The sequence below is a fragment of the Alteromonas sp. AWQ4_252 genome, from assembly GCF_056158205.1.
In genome coordinates, this window is record NZ_JBSWSV010000001.1 from 2,193,393 (window position 1) to 2,212,090 (window position 18,698).

Annotated in this window: 17 protein-coding genes; 16 read left to right on the plus strand and 1 reads right to left on the minus strand. The window is 47.2% G+C overall.

Annotated features, from left to right (window positions below; translation table 11 throughout):
* Positions 1–82 precede the first annotated feature (82 nt).
* The 16 genes from flhA to ACXACM_RS09780 all read left to right on the plus strand — a co-directional run bounded on the left by flhA (position 83) and on the right by ACXACM_RS09780 (position 17,718).
* Positions 83–2,182, plus strand: coding sequence for a flagellar biosynthesis protein FlhA (flhA, locus tag ACXACM_RS09705; RefSeq protein WP_474821393.1), 2,100 nt, complete (start codon positions 83–85; stop codon positions 2,180–2,182).
* A gap of 27 nt (positions 2,183–2,209) precedes the next feature.
* Complete coding sequence (gene flhF, locus ACXACM_RS09710; protein ID WP_474821394.1) at positions 2,210–3,625, plus strand: flagellar biosynthesis protein FlhF; 1,416 nt, start codon at positions 2,210–2,212, stop codon at positions 3,623–3,625.
* Positions 3,622–4,488: a MinD/ParA family ATP-binding protein gene (locus ACXACM_RS09715; RefSeq protein WP_474821396.1), complete on the plus strand. Its 867-nt coding sequence runs from the start codon at positions 3,622–3,624 to the stop codon at positions 4,486–4,488. The genes flhF and ACXACM_RS09715 overlap by 4 nt, the downstream gene beginning before the upstream one ends.
* Positions 4,485–5,213: an RNA polymerase sigma factor FliA gene (locus tag ACXACM_RS09720; RefSeq protein ID WP_474821397.1), complete on the plus strand. Its 729-nt coding sequence runs from the start codon at positions 4,485–4,487 to the stop codon at positions 5,211–5,213. The genes ACXACM_RS09715 and ACXACM_RS09720 overlap by 4 nt, the downstream gene beginning before the upstream one ends.
* Before the next feature lie 52 nt (positions 5,214–5,265).
* Entirely contained in the window at positions 5,266–5,649 is a 384-nt protein-coding gene (gene cheY, locus ACXACM_RS09725; protein ID WP_474821398.1) for a chemotaxis response regulator CheY, read from the plus strand.
* A 32-nt stretch (positions 5,650–5,681) separates the two neighbouring features.
* Entirely contained in the window at positions 5,682–6,425 is a 744-nt protein-coding gene (locus ACXACM_RS09730) for a protein phosphatase CheZ (RefSeq protein WP_474821399.1), read from the plus strand.
* A 12-nt stretch (positions 6,426–6,437) separates the two neighbouring features.
* On the plus strand, positions 6,438–8,708 hold the full coding sequence (locus ACXACM_RS09735) for a chemotaxis protein CheA (RefSeq protein WP_474821400.1): 2,271 nt from the start codon (positions 6,438–6,440) through the stop codon (positions 8,706–8,708).
* Between the two features lie 27 nt (positions 8,709–8,735).
* A complete protein-coding gene (locus ACXACM_RS09740; RefSeq protein ID WP_474821402.1) occupies positions 8,736–9,878 on the plus strand; it encodes a protein-glutamate methylesterase/protein-glutamine glutaminase in 1,143 nt (380 codons plus the stop codon).
* A gap of 24 nt (positions 9,879–9,902) precedes the next feature.
* Positions 9,903–10,667, plus strand: coding sequence for a ParA family protein (locus ACXACM_RS09745; protein ID WP_474821403.1), 765 nt, complete (start codon positions 9,903–9,905; stop codon positions 10,665–10,667).
* Positions 10,668–10,672: 5 nt separating this feature from the next.
* Positions 10,673–11,407: a chemotaxis protein CheW gene (locus ACXACM_RS09750; protein WP_474821404.1), complete on the plus strand. Its 735-nt coding sequence runs from the start codon at positions 10,673–10,675 to the stop codon at positions 11,405–11,407.
* An 18-nt stretch (positions 11,408–11,425) separates the two neighbouring features.
* Positions 11,426–11,914 (plus strand): chemotaxis protein CheW, encoded by a 489-nt coding sequence (locus ACXACM_RS09755; RefSeq protein ID WP_474821406.1) that lies wholly within the window; start codon positions 11,426–11,428, stop codon positions 11,912–11,914.
* Between the two features lie 62 nt (positions 11,915–11,976).
* Positions 11,977–12,393, plus strand: a complete 417-nt coding sequence (locus tag ACXACM_RS09760; protein ID WP_474821407.1) for a DUF2802 domain-containing protein — start codon at positions 11,977–11,979, stop codon at positions 12,391–12,393.
* A 99-nt stretch (positions 12,394–12,492) separates the two neighbouring features.
* Positions 12,493–13,431: a homoserine O-succinyltransferase MetA gene (metA, locus tag ACXACM_RS09765; protein ID WP_474821409.1), complete on the plus strand. Its 939-nt coding sequence runs from the start codon at positions 12,493–12,495 to the stop codon at positions 13,429–13,431.
* Between the two features lie 3 nt (positions 13,432–13,434).
* Positions 13,435–14,490, plus strand: coding sequence for a homocysteine S-methyltransferase family protein (locus ACXACM_RS09770; RefSeq protein ID WP_474821410.1), 1,056 nt, complete (start codon positions 13,435–13,437; stop codon positions 14,488–14,490).
* Positions 14,491–14,499: 9 nt separating this feature from the next.
* The gene (metH, locus tag ACXACM_RS09775) at positions 14,500–17,124 is read left to right on the plus strand and encodes a methionine synthase (RefSeq protein WP_474821411.1); all 2,625 of its coding nucleotides are present in this window, start codon (positions 14,500–14,502) and stop codon (positions 17,122–17,124) included.
* Positions 17,125–17,127: 3 nt separating this feature from the next.
* Entirely contained in the window at positions 17,128–17,718 is a 591-nt protein-coding gene (locus ACXACM_RS09780) for a DUF938 domain-containing protein (RefSeq protein WP_474821413.1), read from the plus strand.
* Positions 17,719–17,735: 17 nt separating this feature from the next.
* On the opposite strand, the gene ACXACM_RS09785 is transcribed toward ACXACM_RS09780, so the two are convergent.
* Positions 17,736–18,689, minus strand: a complete 954-nt coding sequence (locus ACXACM_RS09785) for a hydrogen peroxide-inducible genes activator (protein ID WP_474824293.1) — start codon at positions 18,687–18,689, stop codon at positions 17,736–17,738.
* Positions 18,690–18,698 lie beyond the last annotated feature (9 nt).

Consider the following 18,698-nt stretch of genomic DNA (forward strand, 5'->3'; position numbering starts at 1 on the left):
CGTGCAAAGTGGCATGGTAGTTGTAAATCCCTCTACAGACTCGAATTGAGCGTCAATTTTCTGTTAGCGAGATTTTCATACCATGCAGTTATCCGGTTATCTTCAGCGGTTTGATAAAAACCAGTTGCAAACCTTTACCAACGGAATGGGCGCCCCGGTGGTACTTTTGGCAATCATGGGGATGGTTATTTTACCCATGCCGCCATTTCTACTGGATGTACTATTTAGTTTTAATATTGCGTTGAGCCTGGTTATCATTCTGGTCGCTGTGTTTACACAAAAACCTGTGGATTTTGGCATTTTCCCCTTAGTGTTGCTTATTGCGACCGTACTGCGCCTGGCGCTAAACGTAGCATCCACGCGAGTTGTACTGTTATATGGCCACGAGGGAGGGGACGCAGCCGGTAAAGTGATTGAAGCTTTTGGCGCGGTTGTGATCGGCGGCAACTATGCGGTGGGTGTAGTGGTGTTCGCAATTCTCCTTATCATTAACTTTAAAGTGGTTACCGCAGGTGCCGGCCGTATTTCAGAAGTAAGCGCCCGCTTTACTCTCGACGCTATGCCCGGTAAACAAATGGCTATTGATGCCGACCTCAACGCCGGTTATATCGACCAGGATGAAGCCCGTAATCGTCGTGAAGAAATTACCGCAGAAGCAGACTTCTATGGCTCCATGGATGGTGCGTCAAAATTCGTCAAAGGGGACGCTGTAGCAGGCTTATTTATTATGCTTATCAACATTGTTGGTGGCTTATTTATCGGTATGATTCAGCACGATCTCTCTTTTGGTAATGCCCTTGAGGTTTACACCATTCTAACCATTGGTGATGGACTGGTCGCACAAATTCCCTCTTTGCTGCTTTCTGTTGCCACCGCCATTATTGTGACGCGGGAAAACGAAACCCAAGAGATGGGTAAAGAGATCCGCACGCAGTTAGGTAACCCTCGGGCGCTTTATATTGCCGCAGCGGTATTGTTTGTCATGGGCATTGTGCCAGGCATGCCTCATCTGGCGTTTTTGGGCTTTGCGGCAATAGCCGCTGGTTATGCATACTGGCAAGGCACCCAAGCCAAGAAAGCGGCGCAGAAGCCGAGTGTACCCGCTAAATCAGAAGCCAGTGAGCAGCTTGCGCCGGAAGTGAAGGAACTTGGGTGGGATGACGTCCAGCAAGTAGATACTATTGGTCTGGAGGTTGGTTATCGTCTTATACCACTGGTGGATAAGAGCCAGGGCGGTGAGCTGTTGACCCGAATAAAAGGGGTACGCAAAAAGTTATCCCAAGAGCTGGGCTTCTTGGTACCTCCTGTGCATATTCGGGATAATTTAGACCTGGACCCCAACGCGTATACCATCGCCATGTTAGGGGTGACAATCGGAGACTCTCAGGTTAGTCATGATGAGGAGCTAGCCATTAACCCCGGACAAGTATTTGGCCAGCTTGATGGGCGCCCCACGACAGACCCTGCCTTTGGCCTCGACGCGGTATGGATACGACCTAATCAACGTGAGCATGCACAAACGCTCGGTTATACAGTGGTAGATGCTGCCACCGTAGTGGCTACACATCTTAGTCAGTTGCTTAGTAATAATGCATACCAACTGTTAGGGCACGAGGAAACACAGCAGTTACTTGATATGTTGGCAAAACAAAGTCCAAAACTAGTGGAAGGTCTGGTGCCCGATATCTTGCCGTTAAGCACGGTAGTTAAAGTACTGCAAACCTTGTTATTTGAAGGTGTACCTATCCGCGATATGCGTACTATTGTGCAAACCCTTTCTGAGTATGGCCCCCGCAGTCAGGACCCGGATGTATTGGTGTCTGCGGTCAGAATTTCCCTTAAGCGCCTCATTGTCCAAGAGATTAGTCAGGGCAATAAAGAAGTACCTGTCATAACTCTGGCACCTGAGTTGGAACAAATGTTGCACCAGTCACTGCAAGCAGGTGGTGAAGACGGTGCTGGCATAGAGCCAGGCCTAGCCGACAGACTACAGCAGTCTCTGCAACAGGCCGCACAACAGCAAGAGTTGGAAGGCGAGCCTGCAGTACTGTTGACATCAGGTATGTTAAGGCCCGTTTTATCTCGTTTCCTCAAGTATTCAGTAGCGGGATTACACGTTTTGTCTTATCAGGAAATACCAGATGACAAACAAATTAAAATTGTCAGCTCAGTGGGTCAATAATCTGACACCGGGTGTGGAGAAGGTGAAATGAAGATCAGACGTTTTTTTGGTAAGGACATGCGCGAGGCACTTAGCCAGGTTAAGGCTGAACTGGGGAGTGATGCAGTTATCATGTCCAACAGAAAAGTCGCAGATGGCATTGAGCTCGTTGCGGCGTATGACAAGGAACCGGAAGCTAAGCTGAAGCTTACACCCCGCCATGAAACAGCAAAGACTTCGCAACCTAAAGCGACACCTACATTGAGCGAAATAATTGGTGATGACGGCTCCGATAGCCTCAGGGCATTACTAGAGAAACAAACGGCATCTGCGGCGACGCAAAGCCAGCAGACTCCGGCATTTTCTGCATCTCAACAACAGCCTGCAAATGGACCTTCAAGCGATATGATGTTTGGCGATGATGATTCTTTATTTTCAGGCGATGTGTCGCAAGCTGAATCGGTTTTAGACAAGCCGGTATCACAAATGAATCCGGGGTTTAGTGCCCCGCAAAATGTAGCCCAGTCTCCATCAGCGAGTAACGAGTTAGACGGTATTAAAGCTGAGCTGGCCTCATTGCGAAGCGTACTACAGCATCAGGTGGCAGATCTTATGGACGCAAAAAAGCGTCAGCAGAAGCCTGTTCACAGCTACCTTATGCAGCGATTAACGGGTATGGGGCTGAGTTCCACTCTTGCTGAGCAGCTGGTTCATTATACTCCGGGTCATTACACCGAGAGGGAAGCCTGGATTTACCTTCTTAATCTTTTAGCTAATCGCGTTAATGTCAGTGGTAATGATATCCTTAATCAGACCGGCATAGTGGCTTTGGTTGGACCTACTGGTACTGGAAAAACCACTACAGTGGCAAAACTTGCAGCTCGGTACGCACAAAAATACGGTGCCGAACAAGTGGCCATGATAACAATAGATACTTATCGAATCGCAGCTTATGAGCAATTGGCTACTTATGGAAAAATTATTGGGTGCACTACGAGAAAAGCACAAAGTAGTGAAGAATTATCTGAGCAACTCTTTCAGTTACGCCATAAACGTCTAATATTAATAGATACGGCAGGCTTCAGTCAGCGGGATAGTCGTTTAATTAAACAACTTGGGCAATTTAACAGCGGTCAAGTGCAACCTGTTCGTAAATACCTGGTTGCGCAAGCAAATACCCAATATCCTGCATTACAGCGTATAATTGCAGCATACAATTCAGTGAAGCTCGATGGTTGTATATTCACAAAAGTGGATGAATGCTACAGTTTAGGTGAAGTACTGAGTATCGCGGTAGAACAACAACTGCCAGTTAGTTATGTTACAGACGGGCAGCAGGTGCCTGAAGATATTAAAATTGCTGATGCAAAATCTCTGGTTTCCGCAGCAGCAAAGCTTTATAAAAAGTATGGTTTAGACCATACTAAGTGTAATCACGCAGTTAATTCAGTTCAGGCAGTATGATCGAAGATCAAGCGAGTAGCTTACGAAAGATGAATCAGTCAAGCCTCATTAAGGTTATCGCCGTCACCGGCGGCAAAGGTGGTGTTGGGAAAACCAACATTACATTGAATACAGCTATTGCGATGGCGAAGCAGGGAAAGCGGGTTATGGTGCTGGACGCCGACCTGGGTCTTGCCAACGTCGACGTGATGTTGGGTTTGCGAGTGGAGAGAAACCTCTCTCATGTGCTATCCGGCGAATGTACGCTGGATGACGTGCTCGTTACCGGGCCCCATGGGATAAAAATTGCGCCGGCCACATCGGGCACTCAGGCCATGACAGAGTTGTCTCCTACCGAGCACGCGGGGTTAATCCGAGCATTCAGTGAGCTCCGTTCGCAAATCGATGTGTTAATTGTCGATACCGCTGCTGGTATTTCCGACATGGTGCTCAGTTTTTCCCGTGCATCTCAGGATATTATGGTGGTTGTTTGTGATGAACCCACATCACTGACTGATGCCTATGCTCTCATTAAAATTCTCAATCGCGAACACGGTGTTTTTAAATTTAAAATCGTGGCTAATATGGTCAGAGACATACGTGAAGGACAGGAATTATTCAGTAAACTTTCAAAAGTAACAGGGCGTTTTCTCGATGTAGCGCTAGAATTAGTGGCAACTGTTCCTTTTGATGAGAATATCCGTCGTGCCGTTCGCAAACAAACTTCTATTGTCGATGCTTACCCAGCTTCACCGGCGGCGCTTGCTATTACTCAATTGGCCACCAAGGCGATTAGTTGGCCTGTTCCGGCGCAACCGGGCGGTCACCTTGAATTTTTCATTGAGCAATTGGTTACCAAGCAAGCGGTAGGTGAGCAACGTTGAATAGTAAAGCGGCAGCCTATCAGCAACAATCTGATAAAGCCCAGTTGGTCGAGCGCCATGCGCCCCTTGTCAAGCGCATTGCTCACCACCTTATTGCCCGTCTTCCAGCCAGTGTTATCGTTGACGATCTCATTCAGTCAGGAATGATAGGGCTACTTGAGGCAGCAAAAAATTTCGATGGTTCTAAAGGCGCGAGTTTCGAAACTTTCGCAGGGATCCGCATTCGCGGTGCTATGCTTGATGAGATTAGAAAAGGCGATTGGACGCCGCGTTCCGTCCACAAAAACAGCCGAGCTATTACCGATGCAATCAATCAGGTCGAAAGAGAAACAGGAAGAGATGCGCGAGATACGGAAATTGCTGCTAAGCTAAATGTCAGTATCCATGCTTACCATCAAATGCTCAACGAAGTAAACGCTGGTAAGTTGGTTGGTATAGAAGATTTAGGCGTTTCTGAAGATGTTATCAGCATAGAGCAAAATAAGGGCAACGATTCACCCTTAGAAGACCTCATGCAAGGTGCTTTTCAGAAAGCGCTGGCACACGCAATTACAACGTTGCCAGAACGAGAGGCAATTGTCCTTTCCTTGTACTATGATGAAGAACTGAATTTAAGGGAAATTGGTGAAGTTCTTGACGTGAGTGAGTCAAGGGTGAGCCAAATTCACAGCCAGGCTATGCTAAAACTAAAAGCACGAATGCAGTCATGGCAGGCTGAAGAATAAAGCAAACATACGAATATCAATAACAACTGAACATTCCTCAACGGAGGCTATTTTGGACAAGAGCATGAAAATTCTTGTTGTGGATGACTTTTCTACAATGAGACGAATCATAAAGAACCTTCTAAAAGACTTAGGTTTTTCTAATATTCAGGAAGCAGATGATGGCAGTACTGCACTTCCCATGCTCCAACAGGGCGACTTTGATTTTGTCGTAACAGATTGGAACATGCCGGGAATGCAAGGTATCGACTTGCTTCGTGCCATTCGTGCCGACGATAAACTGAAGCACTTGCCTGTATTGATGGTAACTGCTGAAGCGAAGAAAGAGCAAATCGTCGCTGCTGCACAGGCAGGTGTTAATGGCTATGTGGTAAAACCATTTACAGCAGGAACGCTTAAGGAAAAACTCGATAAGATTTTTGAGCGCTTAGGTTAATCCAGCCGCGCCCCAGAGAAGAGGATTACTGGATGATACCAACAAAAAAAGTACCTATCTCGCTCGAAGAAGCAAAGCAACTGGTTACCTATTTAGAGCAGGGAGATGAAGATTCAGCCAATTCACTATTGGAAGTAGTCTCCGCAAAAGAGTCTGTCGAATTGTTTGCCGAAGTGGGAAAGTTGACTCGTCAACTTCACGACGCACTTAATAGTTTTCAACTTGATGAGCGCATTGCTGGCCTTGCCAATGACGATATCCCGGATGCGCAAACACGCCTTACCTACGTAATTGAAGAAACGGAAAAAGCAGCGAATACAACCATGGACGCTGTGGAATCCTGCATGCCTATCGCTGAGGCGCTGTCGGAGAAAATTGGCAGTATTGAGCCTGAGTGGAAAAAATTAATGACCCGTCAGATCGAGCTGGGTGAGTTCAAGTCGCTGTGTCTCGATATTGATACCTTATTTACGCAAACCTCAACTGATGCGTCAAAACTGACCAGTTTATTAACAGAAGTATTAATGGCACAAGGCTATCAGGATCTTACCGGGCAGGTAATTCGCCGTGTCATTGACCTTGTAAAAGAGGTCGAAGACAGTTTGGTAAATATGCTGACTGTATTTGGAGAAAAAGAAGGCCAACCATCGCCTGCTAAATCTAAATCAGTCGACGCTGTGGAAGCTGAAGGACCGATTATAAATGCTGAAGAGCGGGATGATGTAGTACAAGGCCAGGATGACGTAGATGATCTACTGTCAAGCCTAGGTTTTTAGGGGAGCGCGAACATGTCGTTTGAGGTTGATGAGGATATCTTACAGGACTTTTTGGTTGAAGCCGGTGAGATCTTGGAACAGTTACAGGAGCAGTTGGTCGATTTGGAAAATAATCCAGAAGACGCCGACCTTCTAAACGCAATATTCAGAGGATACCACACAGTTAAGGGCGGGGCTGGGTTCTTGTCTTTGACCGAATTGGTGGAAATCTGCCACGGCGCCGAAAACGTTTTCGACGTCATGCGAAATGGTCAGCGAAACCTGACACCTGAATTGATGGACGTTATTTTACAAGCCACTGATGTGGTTGTTGAAATGTTCGAAAAGGTGAAATCAAGAGAGCCCCTTGAAGCCGCAGATGCTACCTTGGTAGATGTACTCCACAAACTCAGCAAACCTGAATCTCCTGATGAAGATATCTTTGGTACTGAAACGGCTGTTGGAGAACAACCAGTAGCGACGGAACCGGAAGAGCCCGCCGTAGTCATTCAGGACACTCCTGCTGCTCCGGAAGTTGCTGCGGTTAACGAAGTATCTGAAGATGGTAGTATTGAAGATATCTCTGAAGATGAATTTGAGGCGTTACTTGATCAACTTCACGGCTCAGGAGCTCCCGGTCGTCCTTCGGAGCCAGAATCGGCGGTAGCGAAGACGGAAGCGACTTCAGTGCCACCACCTGCAGCGGCACCAGGTGATGGTGGCGACGACATTACAGATGATGAGTTTGAAGCACTTCTCGATGAGCTGCACGGCAAAGGGCAGTTTAAAGGTGAGAGTAAAGCGCCTGCCCCAGCGTCGACGCCAGCAACTACTGCGGAAACTAGTGCTTCATCAGGTTCAGACGGTGATGAAATCACTGACGACGAATTTGAAGCGCTGTTAGATCAGCTCCACGGAAAGGGCCAGGGCCCAAGCATTGAGGCCAATGTTTCGGTAGATGAAAAAGCTACCAAAGCAGTACAGGCTGCGAAAGCCGAACAGGCTAAAGCGGCGGCACCTGTAACCAAAAAACCAGAAGCCACGCCAGCTGCAAAACCGGCACCGGCTGCCAAGCCAGCAGCGAAGCCTGCGGCGACGAAAAAAGACGATAAAAAAGGTTCGCCTGCCCCACCTCCGGCAGAGACAACAGTTCGTGTTGATACCAAGCGCCTTGATCAGATTATGAACATGGTAGGTGAACTTGTATTGGTGCGAAACCGTTTATTGAGCCTGGGTATCAATACCAACGACGAAGACATGTCTAAAGCTATTGCCAATTTAGATGTGGTGACAGGGGACCTCCAGGGTGCAGTAATGAAAACCCGGATGCAACCAATTAAGAAAGTATTTGGCCGGTTCCCCCGGGTTGTGCGTGACCTTGCGCGAAGTCTGAAAAAAGAAATCACCCTTGAGCTTGAAGGGGAAGAAACAGATCTGGATAAAAACCTGGTAGAAGCTCTGGCAGACCCCTTGGTTCACTTGGTGAGAAACTCGGTGGATCACGGTATAGAAATGCCTGACGACCGTGCCAATGCCGGCAAACCAAGAATGGGTACGGTGAAACTCGCGGCTTCTCAGGAAGGTGATCACATTTTACTGACTATCGAAGACGATGGTAAGGGAATGGATCCGGAAAAGTTGAAAGAAATTGCCATCAGCAGGGGGGTTCTTGACGCCGATGCAGCTGCAAGAATGTCTGATGTTGAAGCTTTTAACCTAATATTCGCCCCTGGCTTTTCCACCAAAACGGAAATAAGTGATATTTCTGGTCGTGGTGTGGGCATGGATGTGGTTAAAACCAAAATTACCCAGCTTAACGGCACAGTGAATATTGATTCGCAACTCGGTAAGGGAACATGCCTTGAAATAAAGGTACCTCTGACCCTCGCTATACTGCCAACGTTGATGATTGTGGTTGGTCAACAAACTTTCGCATTACCCTTAGGAGCGGTAAACGAAATTATTAATATGGACATTAAAAAGACCAATACGGTTGATGGCCAGCTAACGATGATCGTTCGCTCTAAAGCAATACCGCTGTTCTTCCTTGGTGAGTGGCTTATACGTGGCCCTAAAAACATTGATCGAGAAAAAGGTCATGTAGTAGTGGTACAGATAGGTACGCAACAAGTAGGTTTCGTTGTTGACGCACTAATTGGTCAGGAAGAAGTCGTTATTAAACCCTTGGATGCATTGTTACAGGGAACGCCAGGTATGGCGGGAGCGACTATTACCTCTGATGGCGGTATTGCGCTAATCCTGGATGTGCCGAGCTTGTTGAAGCGCTACGCTCGAAAGTCGTAGGGGTTAGTTTAAAGGAATTAAAGTTAGATGGCTTTTAAAGTCCTGGTGGTGGATGACTCCACCTTTTACAGACGACGTGTTCGGGAAATTCTAGACGAGGACAGAGACCTACAAGTAGTTGGTGAAGCCCGCAATGGAAAAGAGGCGTTAGCGTTGCTGACTGAGCTTTCCCCAGATGTGGTTACAATGGACGTGGAAATGCCTGTTATGGATGGTATTTCCGCAGTGAAAGCCATTATGGAGAAACGCCCTGTACCGATCCTTATGTTTTCGTCTTTAACCCATGCCGGCGCACAGGCGACACTTGATGCGCTTGAAGCCGGGGCATTAGATTTTTTACCGAAGAAATTTGAAGAAATCGCAAAAGAACGCAAGGATGCTGTAGGTTTATTACGCACGAAGGTCAGGTTATTAGCACGGCGTGGAGTGGGCATTGGGCGTGCGCCTAATTTGAGGCAAGAGCGGACTACAGCGTCGCCGAGGATGCCGGCTAACGCACCAAAAGCTACGTTCTTTAAATCCTCCAGTTTGCTAACAGGCAGAGAAGAAGCGGTTTCTCAGCCAACTGTAACCAGAGTTAAGGCGTCGGGTAAACGATACCGTTGTTTGGCGATAGGGGCGTCCACCGGTGGGCCTGTCGCGCTGCAAAAAGTGCTGTCTGAGTTACCGGTCAATTTTCCCTATCCTATCATTCTGGTCCAGCATATGCCCGGGACTTTCACGAACGCTTTTGCACAACGACTCAATAACCACTGCCGTATTTCAGTAAAAGAAGCCGAACACGGTGACGTACTTAAACCTGGTGTTGCTTACTTGGCGCCAGGAGGAAAACAAATGCTGGTGAAGAAAGGCGCCAGACCAACAATAGAAATTCAAGATGCAGATGCAAACCAAAAGGCGACCTATAAACCCAGCGTGGATATTACGTTTTCCAGCTTAGTTCAGGTATACGAAGCTGATGTTCTGGGCATTATTCTCACTGGCATGGGGGCGGATGGTCGCGAAGGGTGTCGAGGGTTGTTTGAGCGTGGCGCTAAAATTTGGGCTCAGGATCAAGCATCTTGTGTGGTTTATGGTATGCCACAAGCGGTATCGAAGGCGAACATCGCTGAAAAAAGTATCGGTATTGACCATATTGCAGAGTGTATCTTAACCGAAATGCGTGTGTAATCAGTTTCGAGCGGGAGTGGGGAAGTGAAAATTTGGACGATTGCCAACCAGAAAGGGGGCGTAGGAAAGACAACGACTACGGTCACTTTGGGCGGTATTCTCGCTCTACAAGGTAAACGGGTCTTATTAATCGACACTGACCCCCACGCGTCCCTGAGCTATTATTTTGGAACGGATGCTGAGGAATTAAGTGCATCTGTATATGATATTTTTATGTCTCAAGTGGAGATAACGGCAGATGCAGTGCTTGATTGCCTCTGTCCAACAAAGCTCGACAGTTTATTTATTCTTCCAGCTTCCATGGCATTGGCCACACTGGACAGACAAATGGGCATGCAAAGTGGCATGGGGCTAATCCTCAAAAAAGCTTTGTTAACGGTCAGGGATGAATTTGATTACGTGCTCATTGATTGCCCGCCTGTACTGGGTGTTTTAATGGTTAATGCGCTGGCTGCATGTCAGAAGGTTATCGTGCCAGTTCAAACTGAGTTCTTGGCACTTAAAGGGTTGGATAGAATGATACACACGCTGGAAATTATGGGGCGATCGTTGCAGAAGGACTTCGATACCGTAATCGTTCCCACTATGTTTGACCGGCGGACGAATGCAGCTATTCAATCGCACAAGAAACTAATTGATGATTACGGTACTAAAGTGTGGAAAGGTGTCATTCCTGTAGATACACGTTTTCGCGATGCTAGTCAGGCACAATCTCCTGCGTCGGTAATCTATCCAAGGGCACGCGGGGTTTATGCTTACACCAAATTGTTAGATGAACTGGATGGGTAAAGAACATGAGTAAAAGTACGCCGTTTGCCCGCGAAGATGTAATGCAGGCGTATCTTGATAGTCTACTTCACGGCCCGGAAGATCCGGCACAAGTCACTGCGAACACAGCGAAGCTTCTTGAGCAAGCCGTTCTCGACTTAGCTGAAAGCGTGCCTGTAGATGAAAAGCCAGTTGACGATGAAGTGGTTGCGCCTGAGCCAGAGATTACTCTTGCAAATGCTGTAGTTGAAGCGGAAGAAAAGTCAGTGGATGTTGTGCCGGAAATGGCGCATGTTAAAGACTTATTGGAAAACCGTTTTCAGGCGCTTTTTTTTGAAGTTGCCGGTTTAACGCTTGCAGTTCCACTTATTACACTGGGTGGGATCCACCGGTTGGAGAAAGTTGGCAGTCTTATTGGCAAACCTGCTTGGTTTCAGGGCGTAATGCTGCTGCGGGAGCAAAAAATTAACGTGGTGGACACTGCGATGTGGGTGATGCCAGAAAAATATGACCAAAATCTCGCAGAAACGCTACACTATCAGTATCTTATTATGCTGGGTGACAGCGCTTGGGGTTTAGCCAGTGATAAGCTGGTCAATACTATCACCTTGTCCAAAGACGAAGTGAAATGGCGTGAAACCGGGGGTAAACGCCCCTGGCTGGCCGGTATGGTGAAAGAGAGGATGTGCGCGTTAATCGACGTATATCAGTTAATTGCAATGCTCAACAATGGTTTGGGCAGTAATGATCAAACGGGCTAGCTTGGGGAGCCGGGTAATATGAATGATAAAACGACTATGAGTAATACACCAGACAACGACGAGGTGTTGCAGTGGGTGACTTATCGTTTAGGCGAAGAAACTTACGGCATCAATGTTATGCAGGTTCAAGAGGTATTGCGTTACACTGAAATCGCGCCAGTGCCCGGCGCACCTGATTATGTGCTTGGGATCATCAATTTGCGTGGTAACGTTGTTACTGTGATTGATACTCGTGCCAGGTTTGGTCTCATGCCAACTGAAACAACAGACAATACACGAATTGTTATTATTGAGTCTGATGAACAGGTTGTGGGTATTTTAGTAGACAGTGTAGCGGAAGTGGTTTATCTGAAGTCTTCTGAAATAGACAGTGCACCTAACGTGGGTACTGAAGAAAGTGCTAAGTTTATTCAGGGTGTGAGTAACCGCGATGGGGAACTCCTCATACTCGTCGATTTGAACAAGTTGCTTAGCGATGACGAATGGGACGAAATAAGCGGTTTTTAATAACTGCAATCTAGACGGTCAACCTTAACCGTTTAGTGTTATCAAGGAGAACGCGCCGTTATATGGATGCTTCAGCACTGTCATTACTTGCTATCGCCACCGGGCTACTTGCTGTGGTGGCAGTACTGTGGTTTTATTTTCACAGTAAGAGTGAACAGGCTGCAACGCAACAGGAGATGACGGCGCTACACTCTCTACTCGAAGAATTTCGCAGCGAAATCAACGCGGTGGAAAACCAACTCACGGAAATGCAAACACGCTCAATGGTGCAGGCAAAGCACATGCATAGCTTGAGCGAACAATGTACCCAGGTGGAAAACCAATTGCGAGAAGTAAAAAACCAGGATCCGTCCATGCGCTTGTATTCCCGAGCAGCGGAGTTGGTGAAATCGGGTGCTGACGTCAACGAAATTATGCAAGCCTGTGATCTGCCTCGCGCTGAGGCGGAATTACTGATTAGTATGCACCGGAAAAAATAGACGCAAAAAAAGACGTTTAGACGTCCAGACGTAAAGAAGTTGACTTCCTGTAAAGATCAGCCACAATAACACCATTATCGGATTATTGTCGGAGCTGCCATGCCTATTTGTATTCCTGACCAACTGCCCGCCCAGGATGTCCTTTCAGGTGAAAATATCTTCACCATGGACAGCAATCGTGCTGCCACTCAGGATATCCGTCCAATGGAAGTGGGTATCTTAAACCTCATGCCCAACAAAATTCAGACTGAAGTACAGTTGCTTCGTTTGTTATCAAATACTCCCTTGCAAGTGAATGTGAACCTTATAAGAGTAGACAAGCTTGCGCCAAAAAACACGCCCCAGTCGCACATGGATGCGTTTTATCACGACTATTCTGAAATTGCAGATAAAAAATACGATGGACTCATTGTCACAGGGGCGCCACTAGCGCATCTGCCTTATCACGAAGTTAAGTACTGGGATAAGATGACAGAAATCCTCGAATGGGCACAGCGCAATGTTCAGTCTACTCTATATTTATGCTGGGCAGCTCACGCTGCCATGTATCATTTCTATGGTATTCAGCGGGAATTGCGTGATGCTAAATTGTCCGGTGTTTATGCCCACAAGGTACTCGACCCATACAATGAACTACTGCGGGGGTTCGACCCTGAATTTTATGCGCCACATTCGCGATTCGGCTTTATCGATAGTCAGATTTACAACAGCATCAGCGGTTTGAAGGTGATTACTGAGTCACCTGAGGCTGGTGCTTATACTGTGGTGTCTGAAGACAAGCGCATGGTATTTGTTACCGGTCATCCAGAATATGACCCGCTGACCTTACACGACGAGTATTTTCGCGATATTGAGGCAGGACAACCGTCACCCGTGCCGGTTAATTATTTCACTGAAGACGACCCTAAAAAACCGCCGTTGGTTCGATGGCGCTCTCATGGTAGTCTGCTGTTTAACAATTGGCTCAATTATTATGTTTATCAAACTACTCCTTATGATTTGAGTCAGTTGGCTGAAAAAGCCCAGCCAAAGAGGTAACACGTGGCAAATAACACCCAAACAACTATTCTGCAAGCAGCAGAAAAACGCATTCTGGTTCTTGATGGTGCCATGGGTACGATGATTCAGGAGCACAAGCTGGAAGAAGATGCGTATCGAGGCGAGGCATTTGCCAATTGGCATTGCGATGTTAAAGGGAATAACGATCTTCTTGCTATCACCCAGCCAGACATTATTTACGACATTCATTGTGCTTACCTGGCGGCAGGTGCGGATATTATTGAAACTAATACCTTCAATGCCACAACCATCGCAATGGCTGATTATGACATGGAAGCGCAGTCGAAGGAGATTAACCTGGCTGCGGCTAAATTAGCCCGTAAAGCCTGTGACGAGTTTACGTCCAAAACACCAGAAAAACCCCGTTATGTAGCTGGGGTACTTGGCCCCACTAACCGCACTGCATCGATTTCCCCGGATGTGAATGACCCTGGCAAGCGCAATGTGACCTTTGACGAACTCGTAGAGGCTTACATTGAGTCTACAGAAGCGTTATTAGAGGGCGGGGCCGATCTCATTCTTATTGAAACTATATTTGACACCTTAAATGCGAAAGCGGCTATTTTTGCCGTTGAAACGGTATTTGACAAACAGGGAGAGCGGGTGCCCGTTATGGTTTCCGGCACGATTACCGACGCTTCAGGGCGAACGTTGTCCGGACAAACAGCTGAAGCTTTTTATTATTCTATGCGTCACTCGACTCCCGTCTCCATGGGCCTGAATTGTGCGCTTGGACCAGATTTGCTTCGTCAATATGTGGAAGAAATTAGCAATGTGGCGGAATGTTTGGTGTCTGCTCACCCCAATGCGGGCTTACCCAATGAGTTTGGTGAGTATGACATGGGCGCTGAAGAAATGGCGACGCATATTAAAGAGTGGGCTGAATCAGGGCTCGTTAATATCGTGGGTGGATGTTGCGGTAGCACACCAGAACATACCGCTGCAATGGCAGCTGCTGTCGCTGGTATTCCCCCCAGGAAGATACCGCATTTTGAGCCCAGAATGCGTTTGTCTGGTTTAGAACCGTTTGTGCACTAAGGTATTATTGTGACTGCAGAATTTTCAACATTTATCAATATTGGTGAGCGCACGAACGTCACGGGTTCAGCCATGTTCAAGCGTCTCATACTAAATGCCGAATATGAAAAAGCGCTCGATGTAGCCAGGCAACAAGTGGAAAATGGTGCTCAGGTTATCGATATCAACATGGACGAAGCTATGTTGGATTCGGTGGAAGCCATGCGCACATTTTTGAATCTGATTGCCTCTGAGCCTGATATCAGCCGGGTTCCCATTATGATTGACTCGTCAATGTGGGAAGTAATTGAAGCGGGCTTAAAATGCGTACAAGGCAAAGCTATTGTCAACTCTATCAGTTTGAAGGAAGGTGAAGCGCAATTTATTCAGCAGGCAAAACTGATTAAGCGATACGGTGCAGCCACCGTCGTAATGGCTTTCGATGAAACCGGGCAGGCAGATACGAAAGAACGAAAAGTAGAAATATGTCAGCGAAGCTACAAAGTACTTACTGAAGAAGTCGGTTTCCCGCCGGAAGATATTATTTTTGACCCCAATATTTTCGCAGTAGCAACAGGTATTGATGAGCATAATAACTATGCCGTCGATTTCATCGAAGCCACGAGAATTATTCGTGAAACCTGCCCTTATGCTCACATTAGCGGGGGACTCTCCAATATTTCGTTTTCTTTTCGCGGTAACAACCCAGTACGGGAAGCGATGCATTCCGTTTTCTTGTACCACGCTATTCGCGCCGGTATGGATATGGGGATTGTCAATGCGGGTCAGTTAGAGGTTTATGACGAAATACCTGAGGAACTTCGGGTAGCCGTTGAAGATGTTATTCTCAATCGCAGAGAAGACGGTACAGAGCGTTTGCTCGACCTTGCGCCTAAATATCAAGGCGATGGCAAGGCAGCAGCAATAGAAGATCTCTCGTGGCGGGAACAGCCCGTTAATAAACGGCTGGAGCATGCATTGGTGAAGGGAATTACCGATTACATCATCGATGACACGGAAGAAGCAAGGTTACAAGCAGAGCGTCCTCTTCACGTCATAGAAGGGCCGCTGATGGACGGCATGAACGTGGTAGGTGACTTGTTTGGTGAAGGAAAAATGTTCCTTCCGCAGGTGGTAAAATCTGCCCGGGTAATGAAAAAAGCCGTGGCACATTTGCAACCATATATTGAAGCTGAAAAGTCTGGTGAGTCTTCCAGTAATGGCAAGATCCTCATGGCCACCGTGAAAGGAGATGTACACGATATCGGCAAGAACATTGTGGGTGTCGTGCTGCAATGCAATAACTTTGAAGTAATTGATTTAGGTGTCATGGTACCTTGCGCCACCATATTGCAGGTGGCAAAAGAACAAAATGTCGACATGATTGGCTTATCCGGGCTAATCACACCGTCACTGGATGAAATGGTGCACGTGGCAAAGGAGATGGAACGTCTAGGCTTTGATTTGCCGCTTCTTATCGGCGGAGCGACAACGTCGAAGGCACATACCGCAGTAAAGATAGAACAAAATTACCACGCTCCGGTAGCTTATGTCCCGAATGCCAGCCGTGCTGTGGGCGTATGCCAAAAGCTCATTAATCCAGAATCACGCAAGGTATTTGCATCGGCGTTATCTGAAGATTACGAGAAAGTAAGAGCACAACATGCTCGCAAGCAACCCAGAAGTCGCCCGGTAACACTTCAAGTAGCCCGTGCAAACGCATTTAAGCCTGACTTTTCTGTTACCCCAGTGAAACCTGCTAAGCCGGGAGTTACTCCTGTCACTGCCGATCTGGCCACGCTGAGAAAATACATCGATTGGACACCTTTCTTTCTCACGTGGTCATTGGCGGGTAAGTATCCACGCATACTTGAAGATGAGGTTGTTGGTGAGCAGGCTAGAGAATTGTTCAAAGACGCCAACAACATGCTGGATAAGATTATCGCCGAGGGAAGTTTAGAAGCTAAAGGGGTTGTAGGTCTTTTCCCTGCCAATCGGGTTGGCGATGACATTGAAATTTATGCTGATGAAAAACGCAAAGACATTCTGGGTGTTTCCCATCATTTGCGCCAGCAAACGCAGAAAGATAAATTTGCAAATTACTGTTTGGCTGATTTTATCGCTGAGAAAGACAGTGGTATCCATGATTATATCGGGGCGTTTGCCGTCACCGGCGGTATTGGAGAAGATGAACTGGCTGAGGCGTACATCCAACGAGGCGATGACTACAACGGGATCATGGTAAAGGCAGTGGCTGACCGTTTAGCAGAGGCCTTTGCCGAGTACTTACACGAACGGGTAAGGAAGGAGTTTTGGGGGTTTGCCCCAGAGGAAAACTTTGATAACGATGCCCTTATTCGTGAAAAATATCAGGGAATTCGCCCCGCACCAGGCTATGCGGCCTGTCCGGAGCACACGGAAAAGCAACTGATCTGGGATTTATTGAGCGCTGAAGCGCACACAACAATGAAGCTAACAGAAAGTTACGCAATGTGGCCTGGTGCTGCCGTCTCCGGCTGGTATTTTTCTCATCCGGAATCCCGTTATTTTGCAGTGGCAAAAATCCAGCAGGATCAATTGGAAGATTATGCTAAGCGAAAAGGCTGGACTATCCAGGAAGCCGAGAAATGGCTTGCGCCGAATCTGAGCGACTAAATTATGACAGCTGAAATGCCGTTTTCCCAAGCCTGTGAAAATAATAAAGCACCAATTTTGTCTGTGCTGTCACAGGCTTTTAGTGCATGTCGTTCTGTGTTGGAAGTAGGCAGCGGTACAGGTCAGCACGCCGTGTACTTTGCGAAAAATTTGCCGCATCTCACCTGGCAAACCAGCGATCAACCCCATTATCACGATGGGATTCATCAATGGATTACAGCCTATCCCTCGTCTAATCTATTGTCTCCTATCACCTTGAAAGTAGGGCAGTCCACATTGCCATTTGGAAATTACGATGGTGTGTTTACCGCTAACACTGCTCACATAATGCAAAAAGATGAAGTCATCGCCATGATGGAAGCATTGTCTGCCTCGTTGCCACATCAAGCTGTATTTTGCCAATATGGCCCGTTTACACAAGAGGGGAAATTCAATAGCGATAGCAATGCACAGTTTCATCAACACCTTGTAGAACAGGGTTATGGTGGCTATCGCGATATTCAGGAATTAGTCGACTGGGCGCCACAGCTTGCTTTGAAAGCTGTCCATACGATGCCTGCAAACAACTTACTGTTGGAGTGGATAAAAAACTGACCGGTGTATTACCTCAGTTAAAGAGGAGCACCATCTGTCACTGATACGGCGTTGGCCAGGCGATGGCTAATGACGGTGCGCATTAAACTGGACAGCTCTCTGAAAGTGGCCCTGGCTGGAGAGGTGTTTCGCCACGCGAGCATATGTTGGCGGACAACAGGCATGTCGGCGAGTTCGCAAACGTGTAGCGCTTCAGGGTGGTGTAACTCTGAATGAACGTACAACCCTGGCAAAAAGGCCATGCCCATCCCCATAACTACCATTTGTCTTAACGTATCTAAGCTCGTGCCTTCATAGTCTCTGTCAATATTAGCGCCTAACTGGGCGCAAATTTCTTGTACCTGGTAATGAAAGTGATGACGGTCTTCCAAAGTGAGGATCTTTTGCCCCTGTATCTCTTCAGGTTGGATAAATTCTCTTCCCGACATGGGATGATCTGCGGGAAGTACAAACTTTAATGGTTCAAGGAAAAGTGGTTGAACCTGAATTTGTGAGTCACGATTAGACATTGGTGAAAGAATAATGTCGTACTCACCGGCCAATAAACCCTGCTGTAACTGCTTAGGCGCGGCCTCCCTGACATAAAATTTCAAACCCGGGCGCTGTTTGTGGATCTCAGGCAGTATATGAGGTAGTAAATAGGGGCCAAGGGTGGGCGGAATACCTAATCGATAAGTGGTTGTTTCGCCATCGGCAAGAGCCTGGGCCATTTCAGAAAATTGTAACGTACTTTTAAGCACACTTTCGGCAAATTCTAACAGTGACTGGCCTTGGGCTGATAATAGGGTGCCAGAACGGGAGCGTTCGAAGAGGGTTAATTGTAACGTGTTTTCCAACGCATTAATTTGCGAGGTCAGTGTGGGCTGACTAATGCCAAGGATTTGCGCTGCCCTACGAAAATTGAGCTGTTTTGCCACAGTAACAAAATAGCGAATTTGATTTAGGGAAAGTGTTTTTCCATTCACTAACATTCTTCGGGT

What these genes read in the sequence shown, in the direction of transcription:
- ACXACM_RS09740 (WP_474821402.1), top strand. Translation starts at nt 8,736, where the DNA reads ATGGCTTTTAAAGTCCTGGTGGTGGATGACTCCACCTTTTACAGACGA.
- ACXACM_RS09785 (WP_474824293.1), bottom strand. Translation starts at nt 18,689, where the DNA reads ATGTTAGTGAATGGAAAAACACTTTCCCTAAATCAAATTCGCTATTTT.
- flhF (WP_474821394.1), top strand. Translation starts at nt 2,210, where the DNA reads ATGAAGATCAGACGTTTTTTTGGTAAGGACATGCGCGAGGCACTTAGC.
- ACXACM_RS09750 (WP_474821404.1), top strand. Translation starts at nt 10,673, where the DNA reads ATGAGTAAAAGTACGCCGTTTGCCCGCGAAGATGTAATGCAGGCGTAT.
- ACXACM_RS09755 (WP_474821406.1), top strand. Translation starts at nt 11,426, where the DNA reads ATGAATGATAAAACGACTATGAGTAATACACCAGACAACGACGAGGTG.
- ACXACM_RS09715 (WP_474821396.1), top strand. Translation starts at nt 3,622, where the DNA reads ATGATCGAAGATCAAGCGAGTAGCTTACGAAAGATGAATCAGTCAAGC.
- ACXACM_RS09735 (WP_474821400.1), top strand. Translation starts at nt 6,438, where the DNA reads ATGTCGTTTGAGGTTGATGAGGATATCTTACAGGACTTTTTGGTTGAA.
- ACXACM_RS09760 (WP_474821407.1), top strand. Translation starts at nt 11,977, where the DNA reads ATGGATGCTTCAGCACTGTCATTACTTGCTATCGCCACCGGGCTACTT.
- metA (WP_474821409.1), top strand. Translation starts at nt 12,493, where the DNA reads ATGCCTATTTGTATTCCTGACCAACTGCCCGCCCAGGATGTCCTTTCA.
- ACXACM_RS09730 (WP_474821399.1), top strand. Translation starts at nt 5,682, where the DNA reads ATGATACCAACAAAAAAAGTACCTATCTCGCTCGAAGAAGCAAAGCAA.
- ACXACM_RS09780 (WP_474821413.1), top strand. Translation starts at nt 17,128, where the DNA reads ATGACAGCTGAAATGCCGTTTTCCCAAGCCTGTGAAAATAATAAAGCA.
- flhA (WP_474821393.1), top strand. Translation starts at nt 83, where the DNA reads ATGCAGTTATCCGGTTATCTTCAGCGGTTTGATAAAAACCAGTTGCAA.